9 protein-coding genes are annotated in these 16,618 nt (G+C 65.3%); all 9 read left to right on the plus strand.

Translation table 11 applies throughout. The annotated features are described in order from the left end of the window. Window positions 1-185: 185 nt before the first annotated feature. Entirely contained in the window at window positions 186-1,661 is a 1,476-nt protein-coding gene (locus tag M5I08_RS10990) for a wax ester/triacylglycerol synthase family O-acyltransferase (RefSeq protein ID WP_219066632.1), read from the plus strand. Between the two features lie 47 nt (window positions 1,662-1,708). Further along, window positions 1,709-3,346: an HAD-IB family hydrolase/lysophospholipid acyltransferase family protein gene (locus M5I08_RS10995; RefSeq protein WP_219066633.1), complete on the plus strand. Its 1,638-nt coding sequence runs from the start codon at window positions 1,709-1,711 to the stop codon at window positions 3,344-3,346. Then, a complete protein-coding gene (locus tag M5I08_RS11000; protein ID WP_219066634.1) occupies window positions 3,343-5,691 on the plus strand; it encodes a glycerol-3-phosphate 1-O-acyltransferase in 2,349 nt (782 codons plus the stop codon). The genes M5I08_RS10995 and M5I08_RS11000 overlap by 4 nt, the downstream gene beginning before the upstream one ends. Window positions 5,692-5,721: 30 nt before the next feature. Continuing rightward, window positions 5,722-7,716 carry a bifunctional copper resistance protein CopD/cytochrome c oxidase assembly protein gene (locus tag M5I08_RS11005; RefSeq protein ID WP_219066635.1) on the plus strand — a complete coding sequence of 665 codons (1,995 nt, stop codon included), beginning with the start codon at window positions 5,722-5,724 and terminating at the stop codon, window positions 7,714-7,716. Window positions 7,717-8,309: 593 nt separating this feature from the next. Beyond that, window positions 8,310-8,789: a single-stranded DNA-binding protein gene (ssb, locus tag M5I08_RS11010; protein WP_219066636.1), complete on the plus strand. Its 480-nt coding sequence runs from the start codon at window positions 8,310-8,312 to the stop codon at window positions 8,787-8,789. A gap of 138 nt (window positions 8,790-8,927) precedes the next feature. Further along, on the plus strand, window positions 8,928-10,604 hold the full coding sequence (ettA, locus tag M5I08_RS11015; protein ID WP_219066637.1) for an energy-dependent translational throttle protein EttA: 1,677 nt from the start codon (window positions 8,928-8,930) through the stop codon (window positions 10,602-10,604). A gap of 49 nt (window positions 10,605-10,653) precedes the next feature. Then, a complete protein-coding gene (locus tag M5I08_RS11020; protein WP_219066638.1) occupies window positions 10,654-15,492 on the plus strand; it encodes an NAD-glutamate dehydrogenase in 4,839 nt (1,612 codons plus the stop codon). 98 nt (window positions 15,493-15,590) lie between these two features. After that, window positions 15,591-15,953, plus strand: a complete 363-nt coding sequence (locus M5I08_RS11025; protein WP_219066662.1) for an acyl-CoA thioesterase — start codon at window positions 15,591-15,593, stop codon at window positions 15,951-15,953. Next, the gene (locus M5I08_RS11030; protein ID WP_219066639.1) at window positions 15,941-16,612 is read left to right on the plus strand and encodes a DUF8185 domain-containing protein; all 672 of its coding nucleotides are present in this window, start codon (window positions 15,941-15,943) and stop codon (window positions 16,610-16,612) included. The genes M5I08_RS11025 and M5I08_RS11030 overlap by 13 nt, the downstream gene beginning before the upstream one ends. Window positions 16,613-16,618: the final 6 nt, after the last annotated feature.

The following is a 16,618-nucleotide window of genomic DNA, read 5'->3' on the forward strand; positions in this document are numbered from 1 at the left end:
GCTGCCAGGGTAATTCGTCGGAAATTGCGATCCTGTTTAGCCAGGTGTTCTGATCCAGACAATCGGCTACCGCCACCGCGCCAACCGGGCTAGCGTTGGAGTGAGCTACGGCGCAATGCGGGGCCTTGGGCAATGCGGATTGGCAGCGCCGCGCAGCGGACGCGGTGACAGGACGGAGGGTGCTGGTGGCTGAGACGGTCGACGCGGCCGGATTGCCCGCGGCGCTGGGGCCGGTCGATTACCTCTTACACCGCGGGGAAGCTAACCCGCGTACCCGCTCGGGCATCATGGCTGTAGAAGTCCTCGACACGACACCGGATTGGAACCGCTTCCGAACCCGTTTTGAGAATGCATCCCGGCGGGTGTTGCGGCTGCGGCAGAAGGTCGTCGTGCCAACCTTGCCGACGGCCGCGCCACGCTGGGTAGTCGATCCCGACTTCAATCTGGACTTCCACGTGCGACGGCTGAGTGTCGCGGAACCGGGCTCGCTGAGGCAGGTGTTCGATGTGGCCGAGGTGATGCTGCAGTCGCCGCTCGACATCGCTCGGCCGCTGTGGACGACCACTCTGATCGGGGGCCTCGCCGACGGGAAGGCCGCGGCTCTACTGCACTTGTCCCACGCCGTCACCGACGGTGTCGGCAGTGTGGAGATGTTCGCGCACATCTACGACCTCGAGCGGGATCCACCGCCGCAGCCGACGCCCGCACAACCGATTCCGCAAGATCTCTCGGCCAATGACTTGATGCGCGAAGGGCTCAACCATTTGCCCGCCAATGTCGTCGGTGGGGTGCTGGGCGCCCTATCGGGAGCCGCCTCGATCGTCGGGCGGGCGGTGCTCAATCCCGTTGCCGCAGTGGCGGGTGCGGTCGGTTACGCACGCTCGGGAATGCGGGTGGTGAGCCGCGCTGCCGAACCGTCGCCGCTGCTGAGTCGCCGCAGCCTGGCCACCCGCAGCGAAGCCCTCGACATCCCACTGGCGGACTTACACAGGGCGGCAAAGGCCGGTGGTGGTTCGATCAACGATGCCTACCTGGCTGGCTTGTGCGGTGCGCTCGGGCGCTACCACGAGGCACTGGGCGTGCCGATCGCCACCCTGCCGATGGCGGTGCCGGTCAACCTGCGCGCGGAATCCGATCCGGCCGGCGGCAACCGATTTACCGGCGTCAACCTGGCCGCCCCAATCGGTACCGCCGATCCGATAGCTCGTATGAAGAAGATCCGTACGCAAATGACCCAGCGCCGCGACGAGCCCGCGATGGACATCATCGGGTCCATCGCCCCGTTGTTGACCGTCCTTCCCGCGCCGTTGTTGGAATCGATGACCGGCTCGATCGTCGGCTCCGACGTGCAGGCCAGCAATGTCCCCGTCTTCCCCGGCGACACCTACCTGGCCGGTGCAAAAGTACTGCGGCAGTATGGGATTGGCCCATTGCCGGGCGTGGCGATGATGGTCGTGCTGATATCGCGGGGCGGCTACTGCACGATTACTACGCGTTACGACCGCGCCGCGGTGCGGGATGAGGCGTTGTTCGCCCGGTGCCTGCTAGAGGGTTTTGACGAGATCCTCGCACTGGCCGGTGAACCCGACCTGCATGCGGTGCCCGCATCCTTCGCTCCTGAGCTGCTCGACTCGCCGCAACGATCGGTGTCGGGTTCATGACCCGCGCCGGCGACGATGCAGAGCGAAGCGAAGAGGAGGAGCGGCGCATGACCTCCGACCGCGATGGACAGGAAGGGCAGTCGCGGAAGTCGACGCGGCATCTTCGGTTGCCGGGCTCGGTCGCCGAGATCATGGCCAGCCCGCCCGGACCGAAGATCGGCGCATTCTTCGATCTAGACGGAACCCTGGTGGCCGGTTTCACCGCGGTCATCCTCACTCAGGAGCGGCTGCGTCGGCGCGACATCGGTATCGGCGAGCTGTTCAGCATGGTCACAGCGGGCCTCAACCACCAGCTCGGACGCATCGAGTTCGAAGAACTGATCGGAAAGGCCGCCGCCGCGCTGGCCGGGCGCGCGTTGAGCGACCTCGAAGAGATCGGCGAGCGGCTGTTCAACCAGAAGATCGAATCCCGGATCTACCCGGAGATGCGCCAACTGGTCCGCGCTCATCTGGCTCGCGGGCACACCGTGGTGCTCAGTTCGTCGGCGCTGACCATCCAGGTCGGTCCGGTGGCCCGCTTCCTGGGCATCAACAACACGCTCACCAACAAGTTGGAGACCAGCGAGGACGGCACCCTCACCGGAGATGTGCTGAAGCCGATCCTATGGGGACCCGGCAAAGCGGCCGCGGTGCAAAAGTTCGCCGCCGAGAACGACATCGACCTCAAGGACAGCTACTTCTACGCCGACGGTGACGAAGACGTCGCGTTGATGTACCTGGTCGGCAATCCGCGGCCGACCAATCCGGAAGGCAAGATGGCCGCGGTCGCCCGCCGGCGTGGCTGGCCGATCCTGCGGTTTACCAGCCGCGGCGGCGGCGGGATCGGTTCGCAGCTGCGGACATTGGCCGGCTTCGGCTCGATAGTCCCAGTGGCTGCTGGCGCAGTGGGTATTGGCCTGTTGACCCGCAGCCGTCGGCGCGGGGTGAACTTCTTCACTTCCACCTGGTCACAGCTGTTGTTGACTGCCAGCGGGGTCCGTCTCGATGTGATCGGCGCCGAGAATCTGAACGCCGAACGGCCCGCAGTGTTCATCTTCAATCACCGCAATCAGGCCGACCCGGTGATCACCGGTGCGCTGGTCCGCGACAACTGGGTTGGCGTGGGCAAGAAGGAGTTGGCCAGCGACCCGATCATGGGCACGCTGGGCAAGCTGTTGGACACCGCATTCATCGACCGCGACGATCCGGCCGCCGCGGTAGAAACGCTGCACGAGGTCGAACAGCGCGCCAAAAAGGGGCTGTCGATCGTGATGGCCCCCGAAGGCACCCGACTGGACACCACCACCGTCGGGCCGTTCAAGAAGGGACCGTTCCGGATCGCGATGACGGTCGGCATCCCGATCGTGCCCATCGTCATCCGCAATGCCGAGATGGTCGCCGCGCGGGACTCGATGACGATGAATCCGGGGACGGTGGATGTCGCGGTGTTCCCGCCGATTTCGGTCCGCGACTGGACACTTGACACCTTGCCGGAGCGGATCGCCGAGGTCCGCCAACTCTATCTGGACACGTTGGCCGACTGGCCGGTCGACGAGCTGCCCGAAGCCAGCCTGTATCGCCGAGAAAAGAAGGCGACACCGAAAAAGACGCCGCGGAAAGGTGCCAGCAAGCCAACCAAGGCCACTGCGGCGAAAGCCGTGCGAAAGGCACCACCGGGCACGCCTCGGCCGAAAGGGCGATCGTGACCGGACCGGCCGCCGATACCTGCACGTTCACCACCGCCGACGACACCTTGGTGTTGGCGTCATCGTCGTCGCCGGTGGAATCGGAGCTGCTCAAGTCGTGGTTGGACCAGCAACGTGCCCGGCACCCGGAGACCAAGATCGAGGTGCTGCCTTTGCCGGCAAGCGATTCGGCGCCTGCGGCGCTCGCACAGCTGGTCGAACAGCTCGAATCGGACGAGGACCGATCGATTGTGCCGGTGCGGGTCTTTTGGATGCCGCGCGCCGACGCGTCGGCATTAAGCCGGGTGGCGGCACTGCTGCCCGGACGAAATCCGTACCAGCCCAGCGAACGTCAGCAGCGTCACATCCTGCGCACTGATCGCACACGCGCGCAGGTGGTGGCCGGCGAATCGGCCAAGGTGTCCGAACTTCGTCAGCAATGGCGGGACATCACCGTTGGCGAGAACCAGCGTGACTTCGCACATTTCGTCACCCGTCGAGCGCTGCTGGCGATGGAACGCGCCGAATACCGAATCCTCGGACCGCAATACAAATCCCCGCGGCTGGTGCGGCACGAAATTCTGGCGTCCGCCCGATTTCGCGCCGGCCTGGAAAAGATTCCGGGCGCCACCGCCGAGGAAGCCGGCAACATGCTCGACGAGCTCGCCACCGGGTGGAGCCGGGTTTCCGTGGACCTGGTCTCCGTCCTGGGCCGGATGCTCAGCCGGGGATTCGATCGGAAGATCGACTACGACGAGTATCAGATCGCGGCGATGCGCACCGCGCTGGAAACCCATCCGGCGGTCCTGTTGTTCTCGCACCGGTCCTACATCGACGGCGCGGTGATGCCGGTGGCGATGCAGGAAAACCGGCTGCCGCCGGTGCATGTCTTCGCCGGCATCAACCTGGCATTCGGAGTGATGGGCCCGCTGATGCGTCGCGCCGGGGTCATCTTCATCCGGCGCAACATCGCCGACGATGCGCTGTACAAGTACGTGCTCAAGGAATACGTGGGCTACCTGGTGGAAAAGCGCTTCAACTTGAGCTGGTCCATCGAGGGCACCCGCTCGCGCACCGGCAAGATGTTGCCGCCAAAGCTTGGACTGATGAGTTACGTGGCCGAGGCCTATCTGGACGGCCGCAGCGACGACATTCTGCTGCAAGGGGTTTCGATCAGCTTCGACCAACTGCACGAAACCGCCGAGTACGCGGCCTACGCCCGCGGCGGGGAAAAGCGGCCGGAGGGCTTCGGCTGGCTGTACAACTTCATCAAGGCGCAGGGTGAACGCAACTACGGCAAGATCTACGTGCGTTTTCCCCAAGCCGTCTCGATGCGCGAACATCTCGGCCCCCCGCACGGTCCGATAGCTCACGACCAAGATACCAAACGTCTTGCCCTGCAGAAGACGTCGTTCGAAGTTGCGTGGCGAATTCTGTGTGCGACGCCAGTGAATGCCACAGGTCTGGTGTCGGCGCTGCTGCTGGCCACCCACGGGTTAGCGTTGACGGTCGGGCAACTGCACCACACCCTGCAGGATTCGCTGGATTACCTGGAACGCAAACATGTTCCGGTGTCCACCAGTGCGCTGCGGCTGCGTACCCGGGAAGGTGTGCGCGCGGCGGTAGACGCGCTGTCCAACGGCCATCCGGTCACCCGCGTGGACGGCGGCCGGGAACCCGTGTGGCGCATCGCCCCAGAGGATGAGCACACCGCAGCGTTTTACCGCAACTCGGTGATACACGCATTTCTGGAGACCGCCATCGCTGAACTGGCACTGGCTCACGCCGGTCACACCGATGGGGACCGGCTGCAGGCCTTCTGGAATCAGGTCATGCGGCTGCGCGACCTTCTGAAATTTGACTTCTACTTTGCCGAGTCGGCCGCCTTCCGGCAAAACATCGCCGAAGAGATGGCGTGGTACGAGGATTGGCAAGCGCACGTTGCCGCCGGCGGCGCCGAGACCGACGCGATGCTGTTCGCGAAGCGACCATTGATGTCGGACGCGATGTTGCGGGTTTTCTTCGAGGCCTACGAGCTCGTGGCTGACGTGCTGCGCGACGCGCCGACTGATATCGGGGAGAAGGAACTCACCAAGTTGGCGCTCGGTGTCGGCCGCCAGTACGTCGCGCAGGGCCGGGTGCGCAGCGGCGAGCCGGTATCCACGCTGCTGTTTGCGACCGCACGCCAGGTTGCCGCCGACCAGGACCTGCTCAAGCCCACGCCGGACTTGGCCGAGCGCCGGATCGCATTTCGCCGAGAATTGCGGTCAATTCTGCATGATTTCGACCACGTCGCACGGATCGCGCGCAACCAGTTCGTCGCCCGCGAGGCAGCGGCGCGGGGCGGACGGCCAGATCGTCGATAGCCTGCACGCACCTGGCAATAGTCTGGACGGATGACGGGTGCTCCGGTCACGAAGCGTGGTGCAGTGGTGTGGCCGCTGTTTGCCGGCGTGGCAGCGCTGGCCGGCTGCACCGCAGCCGGCATCGGGGCGCTGTCGATCGCTGCTGCGCTGACGGCAACCGGGTTACCCGATCCTGGTCCGGTGACCACGCTCGGCCTGCCGTTTATCCGGGCAGCCGGGGAGGTCGCGGCCGTAGTGGCCGTGGGAGCGTTTCTTTTCGCCGCGTTCTTGGTTCCCCCACAGAACAGCGGCGTCCTCGACGTCGACGGCTACCGTGCGGTCCGGATCGCAACGGTGGCGACCGGGGCGTGGGCGGTATGCGCCGCACTGCTGGTCCCACTGACGATTTCCGACGTCTCCGGTCAACCGATCAGCGCCCACCTCAACCCGGCGACGATCTGGTCGCTGGCCAGCCTGATCAACATCGCGACCGCCTGGCGGTTGACGGCGTTGCTGGCTGCGGTGGTGATGTTGGCCAGCCTGCCGGTGCTGCGCTGGTCGCGGACACCGCTGCTGCTGGTCGGCGCGTTGGTGACCCTGATACCGCTGGGGCTGACCGGCCACTCCTCGGCGGGCGGTTCCCATGATCTGGCCACCAACAGCCTGCTGATCCACCTGGTGGCGGCGAGCCTGTGGGCCGGCGGTCTGCTGGCGCTGCTGGCCCACGTCATCCGCGGCGGGCAGCACGCCGACCTGGCCGCCCGGCGGTTCTCCACCATCGCGTTGTGGTGCTTTGTCGCGATGGCACTCAGCGGCATCGTCAACGCGCTGGTGCGGGTTTTGCCGTCGGACCTGCTGACTACCGACTACGGGCGCCTCGTGCTCGCGAAGTTCGTCGCGCTGTGTCTGCTCGGTGTCGCCGGATGGCGGCAGCGGCGCAGCGGGGTCGCTGCACTGCAAGCGGATCCGTCTTCGCGTGCCGCTCTGCTGCGACTGGCGCTGATCGAGGCGCTGATCTTCGGCGTCACGTTCGGCATCGCGGTCGGCCTGGGCCGCACACCGCCGCCGCCGCCGATCGGCATCCCTTCGATTCCCGACGTGGCGATCGGCTACGACTTCGCCGGACCGCCCACCCCGGCGCGGGTGCTGTTCGACTGGCGCTTTGACCTGATTTTCGGCACGGCCGCGATGGTGTTGGCCGCGCTGTACCTGACCGGAGTGCGGCGGCTGCGGCGCCGGGGCGACGGTTGGCCAACCGGCCGGACGGTGTCCTGGCTGCTGGGCTGCGTGGCGTTGCTGTTCATCACCTCGTCGGGGCTGGGGCGCTACATGCCGGCCATGTTCAGCATGCATATGGCCGGTCACATGCTGCTGTCGATGCTGGTCCCAATCCTGCTGGTACTGGGGGGTCCGGTAACCCTGGCGTTGCGGGCGCTGCCCGCAGCCGGCCCCGACGACCCGCCGGCTATGCGGGAATGGCTGCTGGCCGCCCTGCACAGCAGGCTGTCGAGGTTCTTCACCAATCCGGTGGTCGCCACGGTGTTGTTTACCGCCGGGTTTTACGGCCTTTATCTGGGCGGTCTTTTCGACGCCGCGGTTGGCAGCCACATGGGACATGTCGCGATGAACGTGCATTTTTTGGTCAGCGGCTACTTGTTCTACTGGGTGGTCATCGGTGTCGACCCGACGCCGCGGCCCATTCCGCCGCTGGCCAAGGTGGGGGTGGTCTTCGCGTCGCTGCCGCTGCACGCATTCTTCGGTGTCGTCCTGATGGGCATGCAGAAAGTGCTCGGCGAAAGCTTCTACCGGTCTTTGCACCTGAGCTGGCACACCGACCTGTTGGGCGATCAGCGGCTGGGCGGCGGAATCGCTTGGGCGGCAGGGGAAATACCGCTGGTCCTCGTGATGATCGCGTTGCTGGTGCAATGGACGCGTAGCGACCAGCGAACCGCCAGGCGGCTAGATCGCGCGGCCGAACGCGACGACGACGCCGAGCTCGCGGCCTACAACGCGATGCTGGCCAAACTGGCTCGCCGCGACACATAGCGGCCTTAGCGGATCGGCGGGCCGGCGGTTTCTGAAACACCGTAGGTTTGATCAACCCATGGCAATCACATCAAGCAGCCCAGCTTCACAAGAGTCCGGCACTAAGTAGTCCGGCACCAAGTCTGCCCGGCTCACTCGGAAAAAGGCCAACGCCCCAGTCGGCGCACGCGCCGGACAGAGCTATTAATCGAGTGTGCGGTTATGTACGCCGCCCGCGGCGTGTGGTGTACACCATCGCACACTCGCCGCATTTCCTTCTGCCCACACCGGGGCGCACCCCCATAAACGCTCACAGCGACAGATGCTCGACAGAACCAAGCGAACAGGTTGTTGTCGCTCACTGGTGCGCGTGACGAAGGCATCCGCCGCCCGGGACTGTTGTGGCGGATGTGACAACCCACGGCAGCCGTCGTTCATTATCCACAGCCACAGCCTTCTCCACAGGGTCAGCGAACCTAGGCGCTATTTGCAGGGATCAAGCCTCGAGTTGTCGGCGACACCGCGCTGAATGGCTGGGAGCACCGGCCGTGGTGCGGCATCGGGATAGCCCGGGTCGCCACTGAGCCACGGCCGCATATCGAAAGGAACCGACAATGTTCGAAACACCGCTGACCGTGGTCGGCAACATCGTCAACGACCCGATCCGCCGCGCAGTTGGCGACCAGGAAGTGATGAAGTTCCGGGTGGCCAGCAATTCGCGGCGCCGAGGTGCCGACGGCACATGGGAGGCCGGAAACTCGCTGTTCGTCACCGTCAACTGCTGGGGCCGGCTGGTGTCCGGCGTAGGGGCGTCGCTGCGTAAGGGCTCGCCCGTCATCGTGGTGGGACACGCGCACACCAGCGAGTACGAGGACCGCGAGGGGATTCGGCGCTCGACTCTGGAGATGCGCGCCAGCTCGGTGGGCCCCGATCTGTCTCGCTGCATCGCTCGGGTGGAGAAGATTGTCTCGTCCGGTACCGGAGCGACGCCGGAGCCTGGACCGACGGTCGAGACGGCCGACACCGGCGATACGAACCGGGCTAACAGCGCAGATACCGCGGCTGCCCGTCCGGTGACGATGCCTGCCGCGTAGCGGCGGGAGGTGGGGGTACACCTCCCAGCCGCGCGGCGGCGAGGGGGCGAGGGGGCGAGGGGGCGAGGGGGCGAGCCGGACTGTTGCCTAGGATGGGTCGCGAGCAACCTCGCAACACCAGAAAGGCAAAACTGCCGCATGGCTGAGTTCATCTACACGATGAAAAAGGTCCGCAAGGCGCACGGCGACAAAATCGTCCTCGACGACGTCACGCTGAGCTTCTATCCGGGCGCCAAGATCGGCGTCGTCGGCCCCAACGGAGCAGGTAAGTCGAGCGTCTTGCGGATCATGGCCGGGCTGGACAAGCCGAACAACGGCGAAGCCTTCCTGGCCACCGATGCCACCGTTGGCATTTTGCAACAGGAGCCGCCGCTGAACGAGGAGAAGACCGTTCGGGGCAACGTCGAAGAAGGGCTCGGGGACATCAAAGTCAAGCTCGACCGCTTCAATGAAGTCGCCGAACAGATGGCCACCGACTATTCCGACGAGCTGATGGAGGAGATGGGCCGCCTGCAGGAGGTGCTCGACCACGCCAACGCGTGGGATCTCGACTCGCAGCTCGAACAGGCGATGGACGCATTGCGCTGCCCGCCGCCAGACGAGCCCGTGACGCATCTGTCCGGCGGTGAACGCCGTCGGGTGGCGCTGTGCAAGCTGTTGCTGACCAAACCGGACTTGTTGCTGCTCGACGAGCCGACCAACCACCTGGACGCCGAGAGTGTGCAGTGGCTCGAGCAGCACCTGGCCGCGTACTCGGGGGCGGTTCTGGCGGTGACCCACGACCGATACTTCCTGGACAACGTCGCGCAATGGATCCTGGAGCTCGACCGCGGCCGGGCCTACCCGTACGAGGGCAACTACTCGACCTACCTGGAGAAGAAGGCCGAGCGGCTGGCGGTGCAGGGTCGCAAGGACGCCAAGCTGGCGAAACGGTTGGCCGACGAGCTGGCCTGGGTGCGCTCCGGCGCCAAGGCCCGCCAGGCCAAGGGCAAGGCCCGGCTGCAGCGCTATGAGGAGATGGCGACCGAGGCGGAGAAGACCCGCAAGCTGGACTTCGAGGAGATTCAAATCCCCACCGGCCCCCGGCTGGGCACCCTGGTGGTCGAGGTCGACCACCTCGACAAGGGGTTCGAGGGACGGACGCTGATCAAGGACCTGTCGTTCACGCTGCCCCGCAACGGCATCGTCGGAGTCATCGGCCCCAACGGCGTCGGCAAGACCACATTGTTCAAGGCCATCGTGGGGCTCGAGCAGCCCGACAGCGGAACCGTCAAGGTCGGCGAAACCGTGAAGCTGAGCTACGTCGACCAGTCGCGGGCCGGCATCGACCCGAAGAAGACGGTGTGGCAAGTCGTCTCCGATGGGCTGGACCATATCCAGGTCGGTCAGAACGAGATTCCGTCGCGGGCGTATGTCTCGGCGTTCGGCTTCAAGGGGCCCGATCAGCAGAAGCCGGCCGGTGTTTTGTCCGGTGGCGAGCGCAACCGGCTTAACCTGGCGCTCACCCTGAAAGAGGGCGGCAACCTGATCCTGCTCGACGAGCCGACCAACGACCTGGATGTCGAGACGCTGGGCTCACTGGAGAACGCGTTGGAGAAATTTCCCGGCTGCGCCGTGGTGATTTCGCACGACCGTTGGTTCCTCGACCGGAGCTGCACCCACATCCTGGCGTGGGAGGGCGACGACGACAACGAGGCGAAGTGGTTTTGGTTCGAGGGCAACTTCGGCGCGTACGAGGAGAACAAGGTCGAGCGGCTCGGCGCCGAAGCGGCACGTCCGCACAGGGTGACTCACCGAAGGCTGACGCGCGACTAGTGTCGTGCCTACCAGCGCTGGGATGCGCGCTGAGGCAGGAGTGGTCGGCATGACGGGTCAACGCGGATCCGGCGTTCAGGGCGCGCTGGACTGGACCAAGTTCGCTAAGCCTGACGACGTTCCTGAGTGGATCTCGAAGGCCTATGCCGACACCTACCGCGCCCCGCACGACGAGTTCGCAGCCGTCCCACAGCCGGTCGACGCCCCTATCGCGGCGGTGCCGGTGACGCCGGCGTTGCTCGCCGCCCACTACCGGCTTGGCGGGCACCGGGCGGCGGGCGAAAGCCGAGTCGCCGTGTACCCGCTGGATGATCCAGCCGGGTTCGGTCCCGCCCTGCAAGTGGTCACCGATAACGGCGCGACGCTGATGGATTCGGTCACCGTGCTGCTCCACCGGCTGGGGGTCGCATATACGGCGATCTTGAACCCGGTATTTCAGGTCCGCCGCGACGCAGACGGCGATCTGCTCAGTGTGGAGCCGAGCGCTTCGGACAGTGGTGCTGTCGACGAGACCTGGATGCACGTAGCGCTTTCGCCCGCGGTTGAGCCCACGGCTCTGCGGGAAGCCGAACGCCTGTTGCCGGGCGTACTCGCCGACGCGCGCCGGGTGGCAGCGGATTCGGCGGCGATGCTGGCCATCCTCGACGACCTGGCCAGCGATGTGGAAACCAACGCGGGCGAGCGCTATCCAGGGCCCGACCGCGGCGATGTGGCCACGCTGTTGCGCTGGCTGGTTGACGGACATTTCACGCTGCTGGGCTACCAACGCTGCCCGGTGCGCGACGGACGCGTGTCGGGCGATGAAGCGACGACCAGCCTCGGTGTGCTGCGTCGGCGCAAGAGTTCCCGGCCTCGCCTGACCGACGACACCGAACTTCTGGCGTTGGCGCAGACCGATGTTGCCAGCTACCTGCGCTTCGGCGCCTACCCGTATGTTCTTGCGGTTCGCGAAAAAGCGGACGGCAGCGTCTTCGAGCACCGGCTCATCGGCCTGTTCACGGCCGCCGCCATGAACGCCGACGTCCTGCAGATTCCCATCGTTTCGCGCAGGGTGCGCAAGGCGCTCGCGTTGGCCGACCTCGACGCCGGCCATCCGGGACAACTGGTGCTCGACGTCATCCAGACGGTGCCCCGCTCGGAGCTTTTCGCGCTGTCCGGCGAGCAGCTGTTGGCGATGGCCAAAGCTGTGGTGGACCTCGGATCGGCGCGGCGAGCACTGCTGTTCTTGCGTGCTGACCGACTCGAGTACTTCGTATCGTGCTTGGTCTACCTGCCCCGCGACCGTTACACCACCGCCGTGCGTCTGCAGATCGAGGACATCTTGGTCCGTGAGTTTGGCGGCACCAGCCTCGAATTCACCGCTCGCGTGACCGAAGCGCCTTGGGCCTTACTGCATTTCATGGTCCGGCTGCGGGCCGACGCTGCCGCACGAATCGATACCTCCGAAACCAACCGGGCCCGCATCCAGGCGATGCTGACCGAAGCCTCGCTCACCTGGTCTGATCGGTTGATCAGCGAGGCAACCGGCGGCGCTGTCGGACCCTTCGAGGCCGAGCACTACGCGGCGGCATTCTCCGAGGCGTACAGACAGGCCGTCACCCCGACCGACGCGATCAACGACATCGTGATCGTCGAAGAGCTGACCGACGATTCGGTCAAGCTGGTGCTCGCCGATCACGACTATGACGAAACTGCCCGGCTGACTTGGTATTTGGGCGGACGAACGGCCTCTTTGAGTCAGTTGCTGCCGATGCTGCAGTCCATGGGTGTGGTGGTGCTCGAGGAGCGACCGTTCACCGTCACCCGCCCCGATGGATTACCGGTGTGGATCTACCAGTTCAAGATCAACCCGCTTCCGACGATCACGCTGGCGCCGCCGGGTCCTGAACGCGACGCGACCGCGAAACGTTTCGCCGACGCGGTCACCGCAATCTGGGAAGGCCGAGTGGAGACCGACCGGTTCAACGAACTGGTCATGCGTGCCGGCTTGACCTGGCAGCAGGTCATGGTGCTGCGCAGCTACGCGAAATACTTGCGGCAGGCGAGCTTTCCGTACAGCCAGTCGCATATCGAATCAGTGGTCAACGAAAACCCGAACACTGCGCGCGCGTTGGTCAATCTGTTCGAGGCATTGTTCGACCCGGCCCCTTCCGGTTCGTCGAAGAGCCGCGACGCGCAAGCTGCCGCTGCAGCGGTCGCCGCAGACATCGATGCGGTGGTCAGCCTGGATACGGACCGCGTCCTGCGGGCATTCGCGTCGCTGATCCAGGCCACTCTGCGCACCAATTACTTTGTCACACGCGAAGGTTCCGCCCGCAGCCAAAACGTGCTGTCGCTGAAGCTGGATGCGCAGCTGATCGACGAGCTTCCGCTGCCACGGCCCAAGTTCGAGATCTTCGTGTACTCGCCCCGCGTTGAAGGTGTGCATCTGCGATTCGGCTTCGTGGCGCGCGGTGGTTTGCGTTGGTCGGACCGCCGGGAAGATTTCCGCACCGAGATCCTCGGGCTGGTCAAGGCCCAGGCGGTCAAGAACGCCGTCATCGTGCCGGTCGGCGCCAAAGGGGGCTTCGTCGTCAAACAGCCGCCGCTGTCCGGCGGTGACCCCGGTGCTGACCGCGAGGCGACTCGAAACGAAGGCATAGCCTGCTACAAGCTGTTCATCTCGGGATTGCTCGACGTCACCGACAACGTCGATCACACCACCGGCAAGGTCAGCACACCCGCCCAGGTGGTGCGGCGCGATGGTGACGACGCCTACCTGGTAGTGGCCGCGGACAAAGGCACCGCGACGTTTTCCGACATCGCCAACGACGTCGCGAAGTCCTATGGGTACTGGCTGGGAGACGCGTTCGCATCCGGCGGATCGGTTGGCTATGACCACAAAGCGATGGGGATCACCGCCAAAGGCGCCTGGGAAGCGGTCAAACGGCATTTCCGCGAGATGGGGGTCGACACCCAGACCGAGGACTTCGCGGTGATCGGCATCGGCGACATGAGCGGTGACGTGTTTGGCAATGGCATGTTGCTGTCCAAGCACATTCGTCTACTGGCGGCCTTCGACCACCGCCACATCTTCCTCGACCCCGATCCCGATCCGGCCGCATCATGGGAAGAACGGCGGCGGATGTTTGAGCTGCCCCGCTCCAGCTGGGACGACTACGACAAGTCGTTGATCAGCGAGGGCGGCGGGGTGTACAGCCGCGAACACAAGACGATCCCGATCACCGACCAGGTTCGCGCAGCCCTGGTAATCGAGGACGACGTCACCGAGATGTCTCCCCCTAATCTGATGCGCGCGATCCTGCGAGCGCCGGTCGATCTGCTGTTCAACGGCGGCATCGGAACCTATATCAAGGCGGAAGCGGAGTCCGACGTCGACGTCGGTGACCGTGCCAACGATCCCGTGCGGGTCAATGCGAACGAGGTGCGCGCCAAGGTCATTGGCGAGGGCGGTAATCTCGGCGTCACAGCGCGCGGTCGGGTCGAGTTCGACCTGTGCGGCGGCCGGATCAACACCGACGCCCTGGACAATTCGGCGGGCGTGGACTGTTCTGACCATGAGGTCAACATCAAGATCCTGGTCGATTCGCTGATCACTGCGGGCAAGATTGACCCCGGTGAACGCACCCAACTGCTCGAGTCGATGACCGACGAGGTCGCGGAATTGGTGCTCGCCGACAACGCCGATCAGAACGACCTGATGGGCACCAGCCGCGCCAATGCGCCCATTCTGCTGCCGGTGCACGCCGAGCAGATCAGATACCTGGTAGCCGAGCGGGGGCTAAACCGTGAACTCGAGGCGCTGCCGTCGGACAAGGAGATGGCGCGCCGACTCGAGGCTGGCCTGGGACTCACGTCGCCGGAACTTGCGACGCTGATGGCACACGTGAAGCTGACCCTCAAAGACGAACTGTTGGGTACTGATCTGCCGGATCAGGAAGTGTTCGCCAGCAGGTTGCCGCGATACTTCCCGTCGCCGCTGCGCGACCGGTTCGGCCCGGCGATCCGCTACCACCAGCTGCGGCGGGAGATCGTCACCACGATGCTGGTCAACGATCTGGTGAACACCGCCGGCATCAGCTACGACTACCGGATCGCCGAGGATGTCGGTGTCAGTCCGCCCGATGCCGTGCGCACCTATGCGGCCACCGACGCCATCTTCGGAGTCGGACGACTGTGGCACAGGATTTGCGCGGCTGATGTGCCGATCGCGGTGTCTGATCGAATGGCATTGGATACGCGTCGGTTAATCGATCGTGCCGGACGCTGGTTGCTCAACTACCGGCCGCAGCCGTTGGCGGTGGGCGCTGAAATCAACAGATTCGCCAAGAAGGTGGAAACACTGACACCGCGGATGTCGGAGTGGCTGCGCGGTGACGACAAGGCGATCGTGGAAAAGGTAGCCGGTGAATTCGTCGCCCAGGGCGCCGCGGAAGATCTCGGCTACATGGTGGCCGCCGGTTTGTACCGGTACAGCTTGCTCGACATCATCGATATCGCTGACATCGACGACCGCGACCCCGCTGAGGTGGCCGAAATGTATTTTGCGTTGATGGACCGCCTCGGCGCCGACGGCCTGCTGACCGCGGTGTCCGATCTGCCGCGCCATGATCGCTGGCACTCGTTGGCGCGCTTGGCGATTCGTGACGACATCTATGCGTCGCTGCGGGCGTTGTGCTTCGACGTGCTCGCCGTCGGCGAGCCCGACGAAAGTGGCGAAGAGAAGATCGCCGAATGGGAGCACACCAGTGCTTCGCGGGTGGAGCGGGCGCGCCGGACGCTGACCGAGATTTACGAGAGCGGCCAGAAGGATTTGGCCACCGTGTCGGTGGCGGCACGTCAAATTCGCCGCATGACTCGCACCAGTGGACGGGGATCGTCCGGGTGACCGCCGGCGACGATGCAGAGCGGAGCGATGAGGAGGAGCGGCGCATAGGCGCCGCAGGATTCGTCGCAGCGGTTCCGGTCCGCTGGTCGGACATCGACATGTACCAGCACGTCAACCACGCGACGATGGTGACGATCCTGGAAGAGGCTCGGGTGCCGTTCCTTTCGCACGCGTTCGGCGCCGATATCACCAGCATCGGTCTGCTGATCGCCGATGTGCGCGTCATCTACAAGGGCCAGCTGCGGCTGGCTGATTCGCCGCTGCAGGTCACCATGCGGGTGAAACGCTTGCGGGCGGTCGATTTCACGCTCGGCTACGAAGTGCGTTCGGTCAACGCCGACCCGGAGTCGAAGCCCGCCGTGATCGCCGAGTCGCAACTGGCCGCGTTCCACATCGACGAGCAGCGGCTGGTGCGCTTGTCGCCACACCACCGGGAATACCTGCAGCAGTGGCTCCGGTAGCCGAGCGGGGACTGTGGCTGGGCACAGAATCCACGGCCGCCCACCGCGCGGACTTGTCCGCGTTCGCCCAGCGGGCGGCGCGACTCGACCCCGCCGCGGTCATCCGGCTGCGTACTCGTTCGCCCGGGCTGTTCACGGCGTGGGCGCTCACCGGCTTCGACGTGCTGGCCAGCCGGGCGGTGGCCGGCAGCCTGCGGCCCGACGACTTATCCGTCGGCGCAGACGAATTGGCACATGGACTGGCCGCGGTTGACAGCTCCGGCTACGTCGATCCGGGCTTCCCGATGGATTCCGCGTGGCGGGGTGCGTTGCCGCCCGACTCAGGTTTCACCCACCTTGACGACGTACCGGCACGCCTCATGCTCGATTTGGCGCAGCGCGGCGCCCAGCTGGCCAAACAGCACAGCAGTGCGCAGGGCCCACCGGTATCGCTGCTCGACCAGGAGGTGATCCGGGTCAGTTCCGGCGACGTCAGCGTCGGCATCCCGATGCGATGCGTGTTCGCGTTAACCGCAATGGGTTTCCTGCCGCAGTCAGCCGAGGCCGTCGACGCCGACGAGATCGTCCGGGTCCGTACGCTGCCGGCCTGGCTGCGCATCGACGCACGGTTCGGCTCGGTGTACCGACGTCGGGGTGACCCGGCGCTGGTGCTGCGCTAATCCGCA

Source organism: Candidatus Mycobacterium methanotrophicum (assembly GCF_023515995.1).
In the GTDB taxonomy this organism is placed as follows: Bacteria; Actinomycetota; Actinomycetes; order Mycobacteriales; family Mycobacteriaceae; genus Mycobacterium; species Mycobacterium methanotrophicum.

What these genes read in the sequence shown, in the direction of transcription:
- M5I08_RS10995 (WP_219066633.1), top strand. Translation starts at nt 1,709, where the DNA reads ATGACCTCCGACCGCGATGGACAGGAAGGGCAGTCGCGGAAGTCGACG.
- M5I08_RS11005 (WP_219066635.1), top strand. Translation starts at nt 5,722, where the DNA reads ATGACGGGTGCTCCGGTCACGAAGCGTGGTGCAGTGGTGTGGCCGCTG.
- ssb (WP_219066636.1), top strand. Translation starts at nt 8,310, where the DNA reads ATGTTCGAAACACCGCTGACCGTGGTCGGCAACATCGTCAACGACCCG.
- ettA (WP_219066637.1), top strand. Translation starts at nt 8,928, where the DNA reads ATGGCTGAGTTCATCTACACGATGAAAAAGGTCCGCAAGGCGCACGGC.
- M5I08_RS11020 (WP_219066638.1), top strand. Translation starts at nt 10,654, where the DNA reads ATGACGGGTCAACGCGGATCCGGCGTTCAGGGCGCGCTGGACTGGACC.
- M5I08_RS11025 (WP_219066662.1), top strand. Translation starts at nt 15,591, where the DNA reads ATGTACCAGCACGTCAACCACGCGACGATGGTGACGATCCTGGAAGAG.